This window comes from Falsiporphyromonas endometrii (assembly GCF_042654485.1).
Lineage (GTDB): Bacteria > Bacteroidota > Bacteroidia > Bacteroidales > Porphyromonadaceae > Porphyromonas > Porphyromonas endometrii.
In genome coordinates this window covers 25,297-44,177 of the sequence record NZ_JBHSGO010000216.1, presented here as the reverse complement: position 1 = coordinate 44,177, position 18,881 = coordinate 25,297, and the positions used below count along the sequence as shown (strand labels likewise).

The window sequence follows — 18,881 nt, the reverse complement described above, 5'->3', positions numbered from 1 at the left end:
TATTTAGTTTGATTGATTAGTTATTAGTCCTTGGAAAATTGTAGACTTTTCCGTCTTTTACCGTTGCCTTTACAAGGTTCATTGCAAAGTGATAAGAAAGGAAGTTGTAGCTGGGATATCTGATGATGCAAAGGTCTCCAGGCTTACCCGGGTCAATACTTCCTATCTTGTCTGCCATTCCGAGAGCGGCAGCTCCATTGATGGTAAGTGCATTGATGGCTTCTTCCACAGTCATATTCATGTAAATAGTTGCCAATGCAATTAAGAGTGGAATCGAGCAACTAAAGCATGATCCCGGATTGAGATCCGAAGCGATGGCTACAGCACACCCTTTATCTATCATCTTACGTGCCGGGGCAAAGTCTTCTTTGAGGCTAAAGGCAGTACCGGGAAGGACTGTAGCCACTGTATTTGACTGAGCAAGTGCTTCAATACCTTTGTCTGATATTTTCAATAGGTGGTCTGCTGACAGACAACCAAGTTCGGCCGCCAATTCTGCTCCGCCAAAAGAGACTATCTCATCGGCGTGCATCTTTAGTTTGAGCCCTGCCTCTTTGGCTGCTCCAAGGTATTTTCTTGTCTGTGCATGATCAAACACACCCTTTTCGGTAAATATATCGCAACATTTGGCTATACCTTGTTTCATGACAGCCGGAAGTACCTCCTTATTGAGGTATTCTATAAATTCATCCTCTTTGCCGGCATATTCGGGCGGGGTGCTGTGTGCACCCATATAAGTTGGATAAATACTCATGGGATGCTCCTCATTGAGCTCTTTGACAACTTCAAGTTGCTTGAGCTCTGCTTCCTTCTCCATACCATATCCACTTTTTGCTTCCACCGTAGTGATACCTTGTGCAAAAAGTGCATCTAAATGATGTTTGGCTGCTAACTTAAGCTTGTCTTTAGATTCGTTTCTGGTAGCTTTCATTGTGTTGTTGATACCGCCACCTCGTTCCATGATGCTCATATAGCTGTCTCCTTTTAGACGCCACTGGAACTCTTCTTCTCTAAATCCCCCAAATACAAGATGTGTATGGCTATCTACAAAACCGGGAAGGACGCAACAACCTGTTGCATCATATTCTTCGCATCCATCGGTAAGTGTAAGATCCAATTCTGATTGTTTCCCTGCAAATGTGATCTTTCCATCTTTAATGACTATTGCAGCCGGTCCTTCGATCAGGCCTACATCATTCATCGCTTCCTTACCGTGTTTAGCCTCCTTGCCGGAGCATGTCACGAGTTGAGCAATGTTTTTAACATATAGATTCATTTTCAATATCTTGTTTATGGTTAATACTATATTGAGACAATTGCGTAGCAAAAGTCCTTTGTTTTTCTTGCAAGGGCTCAGATGTACAATGTTCTCTAAATAAGAGGAGAATGCCCTTACGAGAGGTTTGCTTATTGTTATGAATGGCCACTAATAATGCTAATAATCAAGCAACTTTTATCAAAAAAACGTAGTCCTTCATATCACTTCATTAGCGACAACAAAGATATCTTAATTAGTCAAGCTATCCTATATCTTGGGAAGATAATATGAATCAAAAGCACCGGAATCACATCTTTAAGGATGATGTTACTCGTTTTGGACTCCATTTGGATTTATAATATGGATATTTGACCTCAAAAAGCTCTTTGCGCCATTTTGCAGACCATAGACAATCTCTTGCCGGTTTGAGATATGGTTTTGATAAATCAAATAAGTCATTGCTAACCATGATAAGTCGTAAGAATGCGAATAGGCTTATTTCAGGCTCTTTCTTAAGAATCATAATTTACTCAATGTCTAAATTTTATTTTCTTGCTCGAAAGACTTCTCTGTTGTTCTAATAACCTATCTTATAGAGGTTTAAGATTTTAAAAGCTTAGTTGTCAATAAGGTACTTTAATCGCAAAATAATTGATGCAATAAATTGTAATACAATTAGATATGTGTGTTCTGTCGACTGTTCATAACTTTGATATGCTAACTACCTAATTTTTAAGCACATGGAGTGACAGGGCCCAAATGAGGTGACTTGGTAGACTTGTTTTTTTGCTCAAAAAGGGCAATCTTTGCATGAAATAACTGGTCAAAAACCACCCAATAAAATATGACAAATAACTCTCAACATAAGGTAATCTGGAAGGATTGCCTGGCTAAACTTCGTGCCTCACTCAATGAAGATGCATATAGCACATGGTTCACTCCGTTGGTCCCTGTAGCCTTTGATGGTACCACCTTAACTATACAGTCACCGAGTGAATTTGTAAGTAATCATATTGAGAGTAACTATCTTAAGGAATTGTCATTTGCCCTTCATTCAGTCATTGGTCCACATGCCAGACTTGTCTATACATCTTTGGTGGATAGCACAGCTGATGCACCGGTTGATTCTACAATAAGTACCCCGTCAAAGAATGTGCCTCAAAACGGTCTTCCTACGATGACACCGGAGGAGTCTTTGGCAAATCAGAGTATTGCCAAGCAAGGGTTTAATTCTCAACTAAATCCCAACTTGTCATTCAGCAACTTCGTGGAGAGTGAGTGTAATAAGATTGCTGTGACAGTAGGTAAAACCATTGTGGAGGCTCCCGGTAGTGGTCCGTCGAATCCTTTTTTTATGTTCGGTCCGAGTGGGGTGGGGAAGACGCACTTATGTCAAGCTATTGGTCTTGGAGTCAGGCAAAACTTTCCAAATCTGAGAGTTCTTTATGTGTCATCACATTTGTTCGTGATGCAGTTTACTACAGCTACTCGTACGGGGCAATACAACAACTTTATTAGTTTCTACCAACAAATCGATGTTCTTATAATTGACGACATTCAGGGATTTATCAATAAGACTGCTACACAAAAGGCTTTCTTTGAGATATTTAATCACCTCTATATGTTGGGTAAGCAGATTATCTTAACCTCTGACCAACCACCGGTTGAACTCAAAGGAATGCCGGATAGACTTATTACTCGTATCTCCGGATCTCTTGTTGTCAAACTCGAACGTCCGGATGTGCAACTTCGCAAAAAGATTCTTCATAAGCAGTTGGAGAAGGAGGGTATCAAGATGCATGAGGATATCATAGATTTTCTGGCTAATAGTGTTGGTGGAAGTGTCAGAGAGCTTGAGGGAGTTTTGGTCTCTTTGATAACCAATTCTGTTATTGAGAACCGTGAGATAACCAGGGCTTATGCGGAAGATATTATCAAACGTTCGGTTTCTATTGAGGAGCATGAGATTACTATTGATCGCATTCTTGACAAGGTAAGTAAGATTTGTAATGTTCCAATCGATAAGATAAGGGAAAACAATCGTCAGCAACACTTAGTTTTGGCAAGGCATTTCTGTATGTATCTTTCTAAGAAATACACAACGCAGTCTCTTGGTGCTATCGGGCAGATGCTGGGTGGCAAAAATCACTCTACTGTGCTTCATGGTTATAAGACGATTTGCAAGAGGCAAAAAAATGAACCTGAGATTAAGGCAACATTAGAGCGGATAGAGGATGCTCTCCGCAATGAAGACTAAGTGTTTTCTTTATAGACACAATTTCTGATCTGATGGGTGGCCTATGGTAATCATAGCTTTTTGCACTCTTCAGATCTTTCTTTTTTAATAAATTTATCATTGCTAAATGAAGACTTTTATTGATCCATCTTCCATTGTTGAACCCGGAGCAATCGTTGGTGATAATACCTACATATGGCACTTTTGTCATATTATGCCCGGTGCGATGATAGGTAATCGATGCAGTTTGGGACAAAATGTTGTTATGATGCCGGATTCCGTTTTGGGAGATGGTTGTCGAGTTCAAAATAATGTGACACTTTATACCGGGGTTCATTGTGAGAAAGATGTGTTCTTAGGGCCTTCATGTGTATTTACAAATGTGATAAATCCGCGTGCTTTTATTAGTAGGAAGCATGAATATCGATCTACAATTATCAAGCAGGGAGCCAGTATTGGTGCTAATGTTACGACGCTGTGTGGTGTCGTAATAGGTGAATATGCAATGATTGGGGCCGGAAGTGTAGTGATACGCAATGTGCCGGCTTTTGCCTTGATGGTAGGTAATCCCGCCAGACAGATCGGATGGGTTAGTAAGGCGGGGCATAAACTGACTTTTGATGTAGCGGGCATTGCCCATTGTCCTATCGAAGGAGATCGGTATATCCTGAGAAATGGTTGCGTCATAGCAAGTGATTCCGAAGAATAGTCTATTCGACAGATTCTAAATCTGTACCTTTGCCGTCTCACGGTTATCATTTAGCTCGTGAGTAGATACCTTTATTGGGGTGTGAATCGGAATTGATAGGTCTGATCTCTTCCCCTTCTTGAGTACATTAATTATTATTTTATGGATAAAGTAAGTTATGCGCTGGGACTGAGTATAGCCAGCAATTTTAAAGCTACAGGCATTGAAAAGTTGGACATGGATTCTTTTCAAGATGCCATGAAAGCAGCTATGGATGGTAAGGAACCAAAGATGACGAGTCAAGAAGCATCCGGTGTTTTGAATGAATTTTTTGGCAAACTACAAGAAAAACTACAAAAGCAACAGGCTGAGATGGCTGCACAAAATGAGGTTCTGGGTAAGAATTATCTTCGAGAAAACGCTCAAAAAGAAGGAGTAACAACTACTGCAAGTGGCCTTCAATATGAGATTCTTAAGAAGGGTGATGGTGCTAAACCAACTCTCAAAGACACTGTAAAATGTCATTATCATGGAATGCTTATCGATGGTACTGTTTTCGATAGCTCTGTGATGCGTGGAGAGCCGGCACAATTCCCTTTGCAAGGAGTAATCCCCGGATGGACAGAGGTGCTTCAGCTCATGCCGATAGGCTCTAAGTGGAAGGTAACGATTCCTTCTAATCTTGCTTATGGCGAAAGAGGAGCAGGCAGAGATATTGCACCTAATTCGACTTTGATTTTCGAAATAGAATTACTTGATATCTTGAAATAAGGTTAACAGTAGATTTTTAGATACAGCTTCTTAATATTGCACTCCTTGTGTAATGTTAAGAAGCTGTTTTATTATACTGACATTTCATCTGAAAATAGCTTAGGTCTTAGTTTGCAAGATGATAAAACCTTAACATTATTTTTTTTACCTTTGCAGAACACTATAAAGACATTATTGACTATGATGAAAATTATTTTCTTTTGCGCTTTTGCTATGGTTATGATGGCTTGTGGACATAGCGAGGATGTTGATAAGATTGTCAAGCTTTATAATGAAGCCGGTATTGATGTTGAAAATGCTTTGACAGTCGATGAGGTTCAGAATATAGCTCTTGAAACAGCCGGTAAAATGTTGGAAGATATTGATCCGGATGTGTCAATTAGTTCTAAAGAGGAATCAAAAATCAAAGATGCTGTATCTGAGTTTGAGCAGAAAGTTAATAACAAACTAAGTGAGCTTGGTAGTGCTCAAGTTGAAAAGGAGATACATAATACTTTGACCAATGCAGAAGATTCGATCATGAATATGGAAGATTAAGAATCTTTCTCGAACTTGTGAAATTAACAAGGGGTTGTACATTGCGATTTATGCAATTACAACCCCTTGATGTTTTGTTTGGCCGGTAACTTACTGACCTATTTGATCAATTACTTAGACAAAATTTCCATTGTGTCTTTAGCAATTAGATATTCTTCGTCTGTAGGTACTACCATTACCTTGCACTTGCTGTCTGCAGCACTGATAACCTTCTCTTCACTATGAAGATCTGTGTTGATTGATTTGTCAATCTTAATACCCATAAATTCGAGGCCTTCACAAGCAATTTCACGAGTAGTCCATTGGTTTTCACCAACACCACCTGTAAATACGATAAGGTCGACACCACCCAAGGCCGCAGCATAAGAGCCGATGTACTTCTTTATTCTGTAGTCATACATCTTCATTGCAAGAATAGCCCTTTTGTTGCCTTTCTGAATAGCAGCTTCAAGGTCGCGCATATCACTTGATACACCGCTAACACCAAGTACACCACTCTTTTTGTTGATCATTTCTGATAGTTGGGCAACAGTCATGTTTTCCTTTTCCATAACAAATGTCAATGCTCCCGGGTCAACATCACCACAACGAGTACCCATCATAAGTCCGGATACCGTGGTTAGTCCGAGAGAAACATCTATTACTTTACCTTTTTGGATGGCAGCGATAGAAGCTCCGTTACCAATATGGCAAGTGATGATGTTGATACTGTTGAAATCCACACCCAAAATTTCGCAAGCTCTGTGGCTTACATATCTGTGGCTTGTTCCGTGGAAACCATAGCGTCTAACACCATGCTTTTCGTACATTTCGTAAGGCAATGTACTCATATAAGCATAATCCGGCATTGTTTGATGGAATGCAGTATCGAATACGCCCACCTGGCGAATATTTGGTAAGATAGCAGATACAGCTTGGATACCTTTGATGTTGGCAGGATTGTGAGCAGGAGCAAGGTCTGTACATTCTTCGAGAGTCTTGATTACTTCCGGTCCAATCTCTACACTGTTGGCATATTTGCTACCACCATGTGCAAGACGATGACCTACAGCTTCGATTTCTGAATAGTCCTTGATGCAGCCATATTCTTCACTCTTAAGAGTTGAGAGTATAAAATCTACAGCTACGGTGTGTTCCGGCATATTCTTTTCCAAAACTACCTTTTTCCCATCAGGCATTTTTAGCTTAAGGAAGCTGTCAGGTAAGCCAAGTTTTTCTACTCCACCTTCAGCTAATACATCACCCTTAGGCATGTCGATGAGCTTATATTTTACTGAGGAGCTACCACAGTTTAATACTAAGATTTTCATAATTTGATGTTCTGAGTTTTTTGTCAAAATGATTATTTCTTAAGAGCAATAGCTTGGTTAGCTGTTATAGCTACCAGTTTGTAGATGTCGTCTACAGAGCAACCACGGCTGAGGTCATTAACAGGTGCTCCCATTCCTTGCAATACAGGTCCGATAGCTTCGGCTCCACCTAAGCGTTGTACAAGTTTATAGCCGATGTTTCCGACTTCAAGATTCGGGAATACAAGCACGTTAGCTTTTCCTGCTACAGGACTACCTGGTGCTTTCAATTCGCCAACCTCTTTGATAAGAGCTGCATCAGCCTGAAGCTCTCCATCAATAAGTTCATTAGGAGCCTTTTCTTGTGCCAATCTTGTTGCTTCAACAACTTTGTCAACAACTTCGTGTTTAGCACTTCCTTTGGTAGAGAAACTTAGCATGGCTACACGTGGTTCGATGTTTGCAAGTGTTCTTGCTGAGCCTGCAGATGCAACAGCAATTTGAGCCAACTCCTCTGCGTTTGGATTAGGCATTACGGCACAGTCTGCACAGCAGATAAGACCATTTTCACCAAGATTAGACTTTGTGAAGAGAAGGAAGAATCCGCTTACGCAGCTAAAGCCGGGAGCAGTCTTGATAATTTGTAGAGCCGGTCTTAGGACATTGCCGGTAGTATTGATGGCTCCGGCTACTTCACCATCTGCATCACCACTCTTAATCATTAGGCATGCTGTATAAAGAGGGTTGCTAACAAGTTTGGCAGCCTCTTCAGGCGTCATTCCTTTTTTCTTCCTTAATTCACAAAGAAGATCTATATAAGCTTGTCTCTTTTCGTTGTTGTCGGGATCTACGATCTGTAGATTTTCGATATTTTTAAGACCAAGTTCTTTAGCTTTAGCTTTAACTTCTTCCGGTTTGCCAAGAAGAATAGGTACGATTACTTTGTCGTTAACCAACTTTTCTACGGCTTGTAGTGTACGTGGTTCTGTTCCTTCAGGAAACACAATGCGCTGAGGAGCTGCTTGTGCTTGGCTGATGATTTGATCTAATACGTTCATAATATTGTTTTTTTATTAATATGTATTTCAAGGATAAAGTAGGAGAAATCAATCTATTAGAGGTCTCCCCCTGATGATGTCAGATAAGCTTTTGCAATATAAACAGGCCTTAATTATGCAATAAGGAGTGCTATATTGTGCGTAATAGTAGCAAGACGATACTTCGCCGACTTATCGGCACACCTATATCCATACAAAAGTAATCAAAAGGAATAAAGGATAGAAGTCTATCTCCACTTATTAATAATTGACTCGATCAAATGTGTTTTGTCCCCTATGTCGATAGAAGCTCAGATTACCTTTGGATTCAATTGTTCTAAGCTATTTGATACCGCATTCCATCTAATCATCTTGCCTCATCAAAGGGTAACAACTCATTACATTCTTTCTACAATTCCATATGGCCCAGGTAAAGGATATTTCCATATATAAACTCTGATTTGTCATTAGACGGCAGATTCTAATGACCGTCATTAAAAATTATTATTCTTAATACATATATATCATCGTTTTATAATCTTACAAAATGATTCTTGTCTACTAAATTTTTCTACCATTTGGGTGCGATGTGATAAAGGGAAAAAGGGCTTTGAATATTTGAATGTATGTGATACTTCGATGTTCTATCGACATTTTTGGGTTTAATAAGGGCTATTGCCAGTAACAGTAACCCTACCTTCACCATCATAATTTTCACCAGTAATCAGACTCAAAATATTAGAAAGAGAACGAGCCTTTAACAATTTACTATGCTCTACACTAACAATCATCTTAGAGCTAATGTCTCTTATAAAATTAAAATGCATAGTTCTAGCATGGATTTTTGGGGATCGATGAGTTAGTTTTTATAATTACTAAGATGAATTGAGTTGTTATTGTTGTAAGTTATAGATCGTTTGGTTTCGGATGTATTTTAGCTTTTTGTATGTTTGTTCTATCAAAAAGAATGATGGAGAGTGTCTGAGACCTTAATTTAATTGTTTTATAAAAGTGAGAAATTCATTGTACACAAAGATCTTGATGGTAATTTGCGGATTAGCTATACTGCTTTTTTTGCTATTAGTTGTCAGCAACAAGATTATTGAATATAATGCTCGTGGAAAAGTTTTTGGAACTATACATGATATTCCAAAGTCTGAATATGCGATAGTTTTGGGTACCAATCCAAGGCTCGAATCCGGGAAAGATAATCCATATTTTGTGACTCGTATAGATGCGGCTGTCAAGCTGTATACATCGGGTAAAGTGAAGTATCTTATCATGAGTGGAAATGATAAGAATGGTGAGTTTAATGAGCCACATGAAATGAAGATTGCCGCTGTCAAAAAAGGTGTACCTGCCAAGTCTATTATTTTAGATGCACATTGCAAAAGAACCTATGATACTATTTTAAGGGCCAAGTTGATATATCATCTTAAAAGTTTCATAGTGGTAAGTCAAAAATTTCATAATGAACGTGCAGTTTATCTTGCTAATAAGAATGGGCTTGAGGTTGTCGGTTATAATGCCAAAGATATCGATGGTTATTTCTCTTTTAAGACAAGGACCAGAGAATATTTTGCCCGAATAAGAGCTTTTTCGGATGGAATCTTTAATCCCAAGCCTTATAGTTTACAAATAGATAGTGTCGCTTTTCGACAGTTTTTCCGTTGATATATAAGCAAAAAGGGCTGCGCCAAATGGAATTTTGACACAGCCCCTTTTTGCTCACATAGCACTCTGAACTATTACAATTCATTTATAGTAAGCTGAAAAATAGTTAAATGATTATAACCATTTGATTCGCTTGAAGATATAGAACATAATGGCGGACAATGCTGCTGAAATCAGAAGTACAGCAACAAATGCGAACTCACTTTCTGCTATGGGAAGACGCATGTTCATACCATATAAGCTTGCAATCAATGTTGGCATCATCAGCAACATGGATATACTTGTCATGCGTTTCATTATTGTGTTTACATTATTCGAAATGACACTGGCAAAGGCATCCATTGTTCCTGTCAAGATATCATTGTATATCGTAACCATATTGCTTGCCTGTTTCATCTCAATCAGAACATCTTCCATTAAATCTTCATCGAAGTCCCCTCGATAAACTGTTCGAAGTTTGCCAATCATAGCTTCATTGCCTCTGAGTGAGGTATTGAAGAAGACAAAACTTTTTTGAAGCCTCATTAGTCGAAGAAGAGCCTGATTGCTGATGGATTGCTCAAGTGCAGATTCGGCACGAGTAACTTCGGCATTTACCTGCTTAAGATATTTGAGAAACCATACAGCAGAACTATAAATCATGCGAAGAAGGAAATCTGCTTGAGTCTTGATGACAATACCCTTTCGTTTGGAATATCCAACAAAGTCGGGTAGTACTCTTGTCTCAAAATAGCAGACGCTCACGATGAGCTCCTTGGATTCTGATATAATTACACCGATAGGTACGGTAGAATAGCTGATATCATCATCAGAGATAGATTCAATGGGAATGCGCAAAATAGTTAGTTGCCACCCATCTTCTTCTTCTGTACGAGGACGCTCTTCTGTATCGGCTATGTCACTCAAAAATTGTTCGGGAACTCCCCATTCGTTTGTTGCTGTCAGAAGATCTTCTGAACTTGGATTTTCAAGCGATATCCAGCAACCATTTTCAATTGTGTCTTTTTCAATAAAGCCCTCAAAAGGGTAAATATATCTTTTCATTACTTATCTCCTAAATTTAGATGTTCGCACTTGGTTACGTAATACAATCCGGCGGAATAGGAGATGCGTTATGAAAAGAGACTAAGAGATATACTGATGTGAGTATTGTATGCTTAGCTTTTTCAATAGGCATGTCCTATAACCGTAGGAATTTGAAGCTTCTCGATCGAGGCTCGTTCTTACATTCTCTTGTCGGTAAAGGATCTTCCATATGATTTGCTATTATCATTAAACATCATGCTCAAAGTTAAATGTTGATCTGAAAACACTTGCTTTTGGGCATACATTGCGTGCAAAGATAACTCTTTTTATTTAAGATACTGTTTTTGATGCATTTTGTATAACATCCTTATTGTTAATAGCTTTGTCGTGATCTCATTAATCTAAATTCTTTTGTGATCGTGATTTGCCATATAAAAACTTGCTAATTTTCAAGCCTTTTGCTATTTCAATTCGAATTTGAATCGCAAAATGTGTTGTTCTATTTTGCTTAAATAGCCACTTAATAGATAAATAATGTAAATATGTCAGGATGTTTATAGAGGAGAAGAACAGCCTGTTTTTGATTTAAAAAAGGCTATTATCTCTACAAAAATAGACAGAAGGTAGATTTATGGGTATTGTTATATGTTAAATTATATAAAAGCTATTTCTAAATTGTCTTTCGGTGGCTTAAAAATAGCTTTCAGGCTGCTTTTTTTGGAAGGTCGCGCGACTCTTGCAATCTATCCTCGCGTGACTTTGAAAGTAAACTCGCGCGAGGTTGCACTTGAAGTAGCGCGACTTCGCATGTCAAGGTCGCGCGACAACGGATCGAAAGTCGCGCGAGAACAGATTGCTTCTCGCGCGAGCTTATTTGTTAATATAGCGCATAAATAAAGCCCGTTTCGTACTATAAAAACGGGCACAGTCGGGAAGAAGGTCAGATGACCCTAACCCTCGAATTTGTGATTTTGGAGTTGATTCAGTGTTGTTTGAGTAGCTTTTTGAGCATTAGTTAAGGTAACAATATTTAATAAATAACACCCTCTCAATATGAGCTTCACAGCTTCTTGATAAAGAGCATTTTTGAGATTGTATTTGATGGTTACATAGTCATTGATTTGCACCTCTTCAATAATGCATATCTTCCCCTTTTGGAGGAACAATCCACCAAGCGAAATGATTATCAAAAGTATGGTAAGTAATATGTTTATCTCCATGGCTTTTACTCGTTATCTCTGCTTAAGATACTAAAAAAGATACTTCTTTGCAATAAGTTTGTGAGCATGATCATTGATGGAATGATGAAAAAAGGGTTTGTACTGTTTCGGTACAAACCCTTTTCTATAGTCACAAAAAATACAGTTGATTATTTAGAAACTTTAATGTCTCCGTTTTTTATATCTTTTGAAACCTCTTCTATTTGTGCTTTTGTATCAACAGGTTTAGCTTTGAGTACTTTCTTGAGTTTCATCTCAAATCTAAGTGTTGAGAATGGCTCAATACTGTAATTCCCTTTTGAACCATAAGCGAGTTCTTGAGGAATGACAACTTCTACCTTTTCGCCAGGTTTCATAAGTTGAAGAACTTCTGTCCAACCTTTGATCACTCCTGTTACAGGGAACTTAGTATCATCGTCTTTCTGAAGTTCTTTGCCATCAATATCGTACAATACATAGTCGCACATCACTGTATCTTGAAGAGTCGGAGCCTCTCCTTTACCTTCTTCTATCACTTTGTAAACAAGACCGGATTTAGTTGTAATCGCAGATTGATTCTCTTGTTTGTACTTAGCTACATACTTTTCTCCAAGTTCGATGTTTTTACCAAATTGCTTTCTCATCTCTTTCTCCTGTTTCTTCATCATATGCTCTTGGAGAATTTGATTTGCCTGCTCATCTGTAATGGCCATATCTTTGCCATGTGCTTTCATATACTTAGTGAAAGCTGCATACACATTCTTAACGTTTACAGAGTCTTCTTTAAGGCTTTTACTAAGTTGGATCCCTTGAAGTGCACCAACATAGTATGAGAACTTAGATGTGTCTTCGATACCCCTTTCATAGCCTTTCATAAATTCAGCGGAGTCGATGTTTACACCTTGCATTGCTGCCATCTGAAACATCTGAGATGTTTGCATACCACTCATTACACCAAGTGCAATTTCCAAACTGTCTTCGTGAGTTTTAGGTGACTTGAGGTCTACATTTCCACCTTTGTTACATGAAGTGCTTGCCAAAGCAATGGCAACAGCACCTAATAGAAAAATCTTTTTCATAATAATTATGAGTTTAGTTTATTATATTCTTTATTAAATAATCCCTTTTAAGAAGGATTGCAAGCCATTGTGAACTATATGATTAGCTCTGAAATGAAACTTATTTCTTCTTTGTTGACTTTTTTGCTTTTTTCGCCTTTTTGCTGTTGTCAGACGTTTGCCCCTCTTTGTTAGTGATGACTGTTGGGGCTTCCTTTTCTACATAAGGTTTGATGTCAAGAAGCTCAATGTCAAATATAAGTGTGGAGTTAGGTTTAATCATCGATGATGCACCTCTTTCGCCATAAGCCAGATTAGACGGAATCACAAGTTCATATTTAGATCCTTTGTTCATGAGACACAACCCTTCTGTCCATCCCGGTATAACCTGCAATAAGCCGAAGGTTGTAGGTTCTTTTCTTTCGTAAGAACTATCAAATACTTTCCCATCGATAGTCCTTCCTTCGTAATGAACGACTACTGTGTCTTGTACTGTAGGTCTTGGACCTTCTGATGCTCTTAAAACCTTGTAAGCAAGGCCGCTTGCTGTCGTTTTGACACCCTCTTGCTTTTTGTAGTTCTCAAGATATGCTTCATTTTCTTTTTTATAGGCTTCACTAACCTTTTTGGAAGTCTCTTGATAATAATTCATAAAAAGCTGTTGAGCCTCTTCCGGAGAAATCAAAGTCTTATCTCCCTTAAATGCTTCATTAAAGCCTCTTAAGATAATGTCGTGGCTAAGAGAATCTCCTGGAATATTGGATAAACTTCCTTTAAATCCTGTCCCATTGAGTATTCCGAGAGCATAAGCCGCAGAGTCAGCTTGTGTCGTAAGCTTAAATGGCTTTTGCTTTTTTGGTTTAGCTGTAAAAGACATCAACGACAAAGCAATGGCTGATGCCATAAAAAGATTCAAATACTTCATATTCAGTCTGTTTTTGTGTTTCTTATATAATATCTAAGAGTTCGATGATGAAAATCAAGGTTGTGTTTGGACCAATTATATCACCGGCACCTTGCTCCCCATATGCAAGATTAGCAGGTATGGTAACTTTCCATTTTGATCCGATAGGCATCAGTTGAAGTACCTCTGTCCATCCTTTAATAACAGCATTTAATGGAAATTCTGCCGGTTCGCCTCTATCCATCGAACTGTCAAATACAGTACCATTGATTAGAGTGCCGTGATAATGACATCTGACAGTATCGTTGGCTGTGGGCTTTTTGCCTTTACCCATCTTGATTACTTCATACTGAAGACCACTCTTAGTTGTTGTGACGCCCTTTTTAAGACCATTAATCTTTAAAAATTCTTCTCCTTGCTCCAGGTTTTGTTTGGCTAACCTGTTTTTGAGTGCGCCAAAAAAGCTATTCATCACAGATTGTGCCTCCTCAAAGCTGATTGCCGGAGATTGCCCGGAATACACATCATTTAATGCATGCATAAATTCAGATATATCAATCTGATCTATGCCACTGGCTTTGAAGTTGCTCGCAATGCTAAGCCCTAAAGCATAACTTATTTTGTCCATATTTTTTAAGGGTTCTAATTAGTAGTTGCTTAGATATCTTTCGCTCCTCTTGGGTTATTAAACATTACATTTTAGTTTGTTCTTTGTAATAAGGATAGATATACACTAAACAACAAAGGACAAAAATAACCATTTTGCTTGAATATCATATCTAATTGTATTTTTATATAAACGGGTATTTGTCGTTAGAGGTATATTGTGCATTGATGATTACTGATGATATTAAAAATAAATAAGGAGATGAATCAATTTAAGTCTGATTCATCTCCTTGTATTATTATCTATGTTTGGATCTTTGTCAATCCCCCATATGAGTTAACTCATTAGTGGGTGACACTTTTCAACATCTTATGCTGGTGTATGGTTATGCCCCGATAAGAAACAGTGAGACTTAGCCCAAATAGCTTTTCAACAATTTGCATCTGTTGTTTTGTCTAAGCCTTCTGATGGCCTTTTCTTTAATTTGACGTACACGCTCTCGTGTAAGACCAAACTTATCTCCAATCTCCTCCAGTGTCATCTCTTGATGACCTCCAATACCAAAGAATAGTTTGACAATTTGAGCTTCTCTGTCTGTCAATGTTGACAATGTTCGGTCAATCTCACGAGCCAGAGATTCATCCATAAGTTCTTTGTCTGTGTTGGGGGTGTCATCATTCACAAGAACGTCAAGCAAACTATTGTCCTCTCCTTCAACGAATGGCGCATCTACCGAAATATGTCTTCCGGAAACTTTTAATGTGTCGGCAACTTTCTCTACAGGAAGGTCCAACTCTTCTGCCAATTCCGATGAAGAAGGTTTGCGTTCGTTCTCTTGTTCAAACTTTTGAAGAGCTTTTGTAATCTTATTGAGTGTCCCAACTTGGTTGAGGGGAAGACGAACAATACGAGATTGCTCAGCCAAAGCTTGAAGAATAGATTGTCGAATCCACCATACAGCATAAGAGATGAACTTAAAACCTCTCGTTTCGTCAAACTTTTCAGCTGCTTTGATCAATCCTAGATTACCTTCATTAATCAAGTCAGGAAGACTTAATCCCTGGTTTTGGTATTGCTTAGCTACTGAAACCACGAAACGTAGATTTGCCCTTACGAGCTTGTCCAAAGCAGATCTGTCTCCACGTTTAATCGCTTGTGCAAGTTCGACTTCTTCCTCTACAGTAATTAGTTCTTCACGACCAATCTCCTGTAAGAATTTATCAAGAGATGCACTTTCACGATTTGTGATTGATTTTGAAATTTTTAACTGCCTCATCTATTACTCCTTATGCTTATTATCTGTTTGGTGTATTTTAGTATTCCCTTTGGGCTGTGCGTTGAATTGGTCTGGATGTTATTTCTTTTGCTCCGGCTTATGAGCGATCTTGTCGCTATAATGCACAAATGAGCACCAAAAGATCAATCTATGTTTAGCCTTCTTGGTCTACTATAACACCTAAATCTGTATCATGCTAAATCGCATCCTGTTACAGACTTATGGGTTATTATGCTACTGCGCAATGCAGTCTGCAAAGTTAATCAATTTATCCCAAAATGTCATCAGACAAAAGATTGTACAAACTTCTCTGAAAGAAAACTTAGTAGGATGATTTCCAATTATATGTGCTCTTTTAGCTTCGTCGGAGGGATCATAATCCACTATTCCTTTGGCGAATCCAAAATGGAGCCAATAATTCTGTTCGCATTATTCTTTGCCCTAATGTGTATTTTGGAGATCATAAACCGTTTGGATTTATTTTGAGTCTGTTAGAGAAGAAGACTTCAATAAATCCAAACGGTGATTTTTTATCTTCTGGGTTTGTCTCCAAGGTTTACTACGAAGAATTTAACATTGCCATTTGGAGGATAAAATCCTTTGACAATCAGATTCTTCTCATCCTTAGAGCTATTTGAGTTTACACGGTTGACAACCCTTGAAACATCCTCCGGACTTGACACGGGCTGATCATTTAGGCTAAGGATAACCAAGCCGCTTTTGATATTGGCATCCATAAACTTGCCCTTTGTAACCGATTTGACAATTACACCGAAAGATATACCATAGCTCATTTTGATATCGTCAGGGATAGATTCAAAAGATGCACCAAGCTCATTGATTCCTTGTGATTTCACAAAAGAGGTACCACCTTGAAGATTCTTAAGTATTACATTTTTGACCAATGTTGAACCTTTACGGTTAACTGTAACCTTTATCTTGTCACCAGGTCTATATCTATTAACTTGCTCTTGGAGAGATGCAATATTTTTGATGTCTTTCCCATTGATTGATGTGATGACATCACCCTCTTTGATTCCTCCGGCAAGAGCAGAAGATACATCGGCAAAGCCTGTAACTACAGCTCCTTCATGAAGTTTCAGGTCATATTTCTTGGTTAAGTCTTCGTTGATGTCACCAATTGTAATTCCCATTACTGCACGTTGGACTGTACCATATTTCTTTAAGTCTTCTACCACCTTTGACGCTATACTGATAGGTACGGCAAAAGAATAGCCCGCATAATTCCCGGTCTGAGAAAAGATCATAGTGTTAATACCAACCAGTTCTCCCTTCGAATTGACCAAAGCTCCACCACTATTGCCCGGATTAACGGCAGCATCTGTTTGGATGAAAGACTCAACTTGCATTTTACCGGGTTTGGGACTTGAGGTAGATCTTGCCTTGGCACTTACAATCCCTGCAGTAACAGTTGATGTAAGGTTAAAAGGATTTCCTACAGCCAGTACCCATTCTCCCAATTTCAATTTGTCTGAGTCTCCAAAAGGTATGGTGGGGAGGTTCTTTGCATCAATCTTGATAAGGGCAATGTCACTTCCAGGGTCCGCTCCAATCAGTTTTGCTGAGAATGTACGATTATCATTTAATGTGACGGTGATTTTATTTGCGTTGTCAATAACATGGTTGTTAGTAACAATATATCCGTCAGGAGAGATAATAACCCCGGAGCCATAGCCAACCACGGGTCTCATTTGTCTCCTCTGTGGACCTTCGGATCCTCCAAAAAAGAATTCGAATGGATCCATAAATTGAGATTGGGTAACTTCTTGTGTGCCTTCTACCTTAATATGTACAACTGCGTGTACAGAAGATTCTGCTGCACTGGTCAAGTCAGGACCACCAAGATCCACTGATGTCATCGCATAACCAACAGACAAGTGCTGGTTACCTGCATAAATAGGTCTATAACCCAATGTGAAGGCAACAGCACAGGCTGCTGCCAGTTTCCAACAATTTTTAGTTGTCATCATTTTCCTTTTTCTAAAGTTAAACATTTAGGCTTTCTTTCATTTAGCTTTAATACCTATGTCTAATCTTTATGTCGTCGATCTACTTGTAAAGTAATTTCCGTTTTATCTATATGTTGAAGCAAATAACAGATTATTTGAGATATACCTTGATTAATCCGAAAAACTTATTTACTCCATTCGGCAATAATTCTCGATGCTTACATCTAATAATAGCCTTAGTTAGACAATCATTTTTGAACAACGAAAGTTGACCGAGAATATTGTATGAGATATGTATGTTGTTATATACAAGTTTTACAAAACCCGACCCAATCATCATTTTTGAGGATTGGGCCGGACTGTAGACAATCGGAATATTTTCGCATCATAATAAAGCTGTTCGGGATTTACTTTGGCTTTGTTTGAAGAAACTTTTTATGTGATTCTGTCTTATTTATCTTAAGACCGATTGAGAAAGTCTTGAAACAATACGAATAGATTCAAATTTGAATTCTAATATTTATTCTCAATAAACTCGAAACAGCTTCTATGATTACTTTTTATCGCTTCTTCTTCTCTCCATAATGCTATGATCAATTAAACTGATATGCAGATCTCCTGCAAGTTTGATGTCTGACACAATCTGAGAAGCTGAATCTTCTTCTTCAACCTGTTCACGAACAAATTTCCAGAAAAAGTCTTGAGTTGCCATATCTCTTTCTTCGCTTGCTACTTTTACTACTCCTTCTATCAACTCTGTAACTTTGCATTCATGTTCATATGCTTTTTCGAATATGTCCAGTGGTCCGTCAAAGGTTGTCGGTACAGCATCAACTTTTGTGATTTCTACTTTACCACCTCTTTTGTTTACAAAGTCTGCCATTTCATAGGCATGTCCAAGTTCCTCTTGTGATTGCATCATCATCCAAGCTGAGAATCCATCATATCCTTCATGCTTTAGAAACATTGACATTGAAAGATATAGGTTAGAGGACCACATCTCAGCGTTAATTTGGTCGTTGATTGCTTTTCTTACTTTTTCTGTTAGTCTCATAATACGAAATATTTAATTGTTGTTGTTATTGTTATTCTGATAAATGTTATACAAATTATATACCAGAAAGGAATATTCCGAACTTATTTGAATTAATGTCATAATTGTCTGAAAGAAATTCCTTAAGTCTCTTATATAGAGAAATTATCAGACAACATGGATGAACTATGAATCTTTAAGTTCAATGCTTATTATCAATAAATACAAAGTAACCTTAGTGTCATAAGTTCGTTGCTCTTCTTTCTTATATAACAATCTTGTATGGATTTATGTTTAACCAATGCTTATCATTAAGAC

Annotated in this window: 17 protein-coding genes; 5 read left to right on the top strand and 12 right to left on the bottom strand. The window is 38.2% G+C overall.

Annotated features, from left to right (window positions below; genetic code table 11):
* Positions 1–16 precede the first annotated feature (16 nt).
* On the bottom strand, positions 17–1,276 hold the full coding sequence (hutI, locus tag ACFO3G_RS09555) for an imidazolonepropionase (protein ID WP_380080293.1): 1,260 nt from the start codon (positions 1,274–1,276) through the stop codon (positions 17–19).
* A 289-nt stretch (positions 1,277–1,565) separates the two neighbouring features.
* Entirely contained in the window at positions 1,566–1,781 is a 216-nt protein-coding gene (locus tag ACFO3G_RS09550; RefSeq protein ID WP_380080291.1) for a hypothetical protein, read from the bottom strand.
* 321 nt (positions 1,782–2,102) lie between these two features.
* Between ACFO3G_RS09550 and dnaA the strand changes: the two genes are divergently transcribed.
* The 4 genes from dnaA to ACFO3G_RS09530 all read left to right on the top strand — a co-directional run bounded on the left by dnaA (position 2,103) and on the right by ACFO3G_RS09530 (position 5,490).
* On the top strand, positions 2,103–3,515 hold the full coding sequence (dnaA, locus tag ACFO3G_RS09545) for a chromosomal replication initiator protein DnaA (protein ID WP_380080289.1): 1,413 nt from the start codon (positions 2,103–2,105) through the stop codon (positions 3,513–3,515).
* 106 nt (positions 3,516–3,621) lie between these two features.
* Positions 3,622–4,203, top strand: a complete 582-nt coding sequence (locus ACFO3G_RS09540) for an acyltransferase (RefSeq protein WP_380080287.1) — start codon at positions 3,622–3,624, stop codon at positions 4,201–4,203.
* Between the two features lie 141 nt (positions 4,204–4,344).
* Positions 4,345–4,953, top strand: a complete 609-nt coding sequence (locus tag ACFO3G_RS09535; protein ID WP_380080285.1) for an FKBP-type peptidyl-prolyl cis-trans isomerase — start codon at positions 4,345–4,347, stop codon at positions 4,951–4,953.
* A 180-nt stretch (positions 4,954–5,133) separates the two neighbouring features.
* Positions 5,134–5,490 (top strand): hypothetical protein, encoded by a 357-nt coding sequence (locus tag ACFO3G_RS09530; protein WP_380080283.1) that lies wholly within the window; start codon positions 5,134–5,136, stop codon positions 5,488–5,490.
* Between the two features lie 110 nt (positions 5,491–5,600).
* On the opposite strand, the gene ACFO3G_RS09525 is transcribed toward ACFO3G_RS09530, so the two are convergent.
* A complete protein-coding gene (locus ACFO3G_RS09525) occupies positions 5,601–6,800 on the bottom strand; it encodes an acetate kinase (RefSeq protein ID WP_380080281.1) in 1,200 nt (399 codons plus the stop codon).
* Between the two features lie 32 nt (positions 6,801–6,832).
* Positions 6,833–7,837, bottom strand: a complete 1,005-nt coding sequence (gene pta, locus ACFO3G_RS09520) for a phosphate acetyltransferase (RefSeq protein ID WP_380080279.1) — start codon at positions 7,835–7,837, stop codon at positions 6,833–6,835.
* Between the two features lie 1,020 nt (positions 7,838–8,857).
* On the opposite strand from pta, the gene ACFO3G_RS09515 reads away from it, so the two are divergent.
* Positions 8,858–9,490, top strand: a complete 633-nt coding sequence (locus ACFO3G_RS09515; RefSeq protein ID WP_380080325.1) for a SanA/YdcF family protein — start codon at positions 8,858–8,860, stop codon at positions 9,488–9,490.
* A 114-nt stretch (positions 9,491–9,604) separates the two neighbouring features.
* On the opposite strand, the gene ACFO3G_RS09510 is transcribed toward ACFO3G_RS09515, so the two are convergent.
* The 8 genes from ACFO3G_RS09510 to ACFO3G_RS09475 all read right to left on the bottom strand — a co-directional run bounded on the left by ACFO3G_RS09510 (position 9,605) and on the right by ACFO3G_RS09475 (position 18,584).
* On the bottom strand, positions 9,605–10,534 hold the full coding sequence (locus tag ACFO3G_RS09510) for a magnesium transporter CorA family protein (RefSeq protein ID WP_380080277.1): 930 nt from the start codon (positions 10,532–10,534) through the stop codon (positions 9,605–9,607).
* Between the two features lie 932 nt (positions 10,535–11,466).
* Complete coding sequence (locus tag ACFO3G_RS09505; RefSeq protein ID WP_380080275.1) at positions 11,467–11,736, bottom strand: hypothetical protein; 270 nt, start codon at positions 11,734–11,736, stop codon at positions 11,467–11,469.
* A gap of 149 nt (positions 11,737–11,885) precedes the next feature.
* Positions 11,886–12,794, bottom strand: a complete 909-nt coding sequence (locus ACFO3G_RS09500) for an FKBP-type peptidyl-prolyl cis-trans isomerase (protein ID WP_380080273.1) — start codon at positions 12,792–12,794, stop codon at positions 11,886–11,888.
* Positions 12,795–12,894: 100 nt separating this feature from the next.
* The gene (locus tag ACFO3G_RS09495; protein WP_380080271.1) at positions 12,895–13,698 is read right to left on the bottom strand and encodes an FKBP-type peptidyl-prolyl cis-trans isomerase; all 804 of its coding nucleotides are present in this window, start codon (positions 13,696–13,698) and stop codon (positions 12,895–12,897) included.
* 22 nt (positions 13,699–13,720) lie between these two features.
* Positions 13,721–14,305, bottom strand: coding sequence for an FKBP-type peptidyl-prolyl cis-trans isomerase (locus tag ACFO3G_RS09490; protein ID WP_380080269.1), 585 nt, complete (start codon positions 14,303–14,305; stop codon positions 13,721–13,723).
* 391 nt (positions 14,306–14,696) lie between these two features.
* Positions 14,697–15,560 carry a sigma-70 family RNA polymerase sigma factor gene (locus ACFO3G_RS09485; protein WP_380080267.1) on the bottom strand — a complete coding sequence of 288 codons (864 nt, stop codon included), beginning with the start codon at positions 15,558–15,560 and terminating at the stop codon, positions 14,697–14,699.
* A 530-nt stretch (positions 15,561–16,090) separates the two neighbouring features.
* Positions 16,091–17,548, bottom strand: a complete 1,458-nt coding sequence (locus ACFO3G_RS09480; protein ID WP_380080323.1) for a Do family serine endopeptidase — start codon at positions 17,546–17,548, stop codon at positions 16,091–16,093.
* Positions 17,549–18,083: 535 nt separating this feature from the next.
* Positions 18,084–18,584, bottom strand: coding sequence for a ferritin (locus ACFO3G_RS09475; protein ID WP_380080265.1), 501 nt, complete (start codon positions 18,582–18,584; stop codon positions 18,084–18,086).
* Positions 18,585–18,881 lie beyond the last annotated feature (297 nt).

Bases quoted from the DNA above. Each gene is read 5' to 3' on its own strand.
- hutI (WP_380080293.1), bottom strand. From the start codon at position 1,276: ATGAATCTATATGTTAAAAACATTGCTCAACTCGTGACATGCTCCGGC.
- ACFO3G_RS09550 (WP_380080291.1), bottom strand. From the start codon at position 1,781: ATGATTCTTAAGAAAGAGCCTGAAATAAGCCTATTCGCATTCTTACGA.
- dnaA (WP_380080289.1), top strand. From the start codon at position 2,103: ATGACAAATAACTCTCAACATAAGGTAATCTGGAAGGATTGCCTGGCT.
- ACFO3G_RS09540 (WP_380080287.1), top strand. From the start codon at position 3,622: ATGAAGACTTTTATTGATCCATCTTCCATTGTTGAACCCGGAGCAATC.
- ACFO3G_RS09535 (WP_380080285.1), top strand. From the start codon at position 4,345: ATGGATAAAGTAAGTTATGCGCTGGGACTGAGTATAGCCAGCAATTTT.
- ACFO3G_RS09530 (WP_380080283.1), top strand. From the start codon at position 5,134: ATGATGAAAATTATTTTCTTTTGCGCTTTTGCTATGGTTATGATGGCT.
- ACFO3G_RS09525 (WP_380080281.1), bottom strand. From the start codon at position 6,800: ATGAAAATCTTAGTATTAAACTGTGGTAGCTCCTCAGTAAAATATAAG.
- pta (WP_380080279.1), bottom strand. From the start codon at position 7,837: ATGAACGTATTAGATCAAATCATCAGCCAAGCACAAGCAGCTCCTCAG.
- ACFO3G_RS09515 (WP_380080325.1), top strand. From the start codon at position 8,858: ATGGTAATTTGCGGATTAGCTATACTGCTTTTTTTGCTATTAGTTGTC.
- ACFO3G_RS09510 (WP_380080277.1), bottom strand. From the start codon at position 10,534: ATGAAAAGATATATTTACCCTTTTGAGGGCTTTATTGAAAAAGACACA.
- ACFO3G_RS09505 (WP_380080275.1), bottom strand. From the start codon at position 11,736: ATGGAGATAAACATATTACTTACCATACTTTTGATAATCATTTCGCTT.
- ACFO3G_RS09500 (WP_380080273.1), bottom strand. From the start codon at position 12,794: ATGAAAAAGATTTTTCTATTAGGTGCTGTTGCCATTGCTTTGGCAAGC.
- ACFO3G_RS09495 (WP_380080271.1), bottom strand. From the start codon at position 13,698: ATGAAGTATTTGAATCTTTTTATGGCATCAGCCATTGCTTTGTCGTTG.
- ACFO3G_RS09490 (WP_380080269.1), bottom strand. From the start codon at position 14,305: ATGGACAAAATAAGTTATGCTTTAGGGCTTAGCATTGCGAGCAACTTC.
- ACFO3G_RS09485 (WP_380080267.1), bottom strand. From the start codon at position 15,560: ATGAGGCAGTTAAAAATTTCAAAATCAATCACAAATCGTGAAAGTGCA.
- ACFO3G_RS09480 (WP_380080323.1), bottom strand. From the start codon at position 17,548: ATGACAACTAAAAATTGTTGGAAACTGGCAGCAGCCTGTGCTGTTGCC.
- ACFO3G_RS09475 (WP_380080265.1), bottom strand. From the start codon at position 18,584: ATGAGACTAACAGAAAAAGTAAGAAAAGCAATCAACGACCAAATTAAC.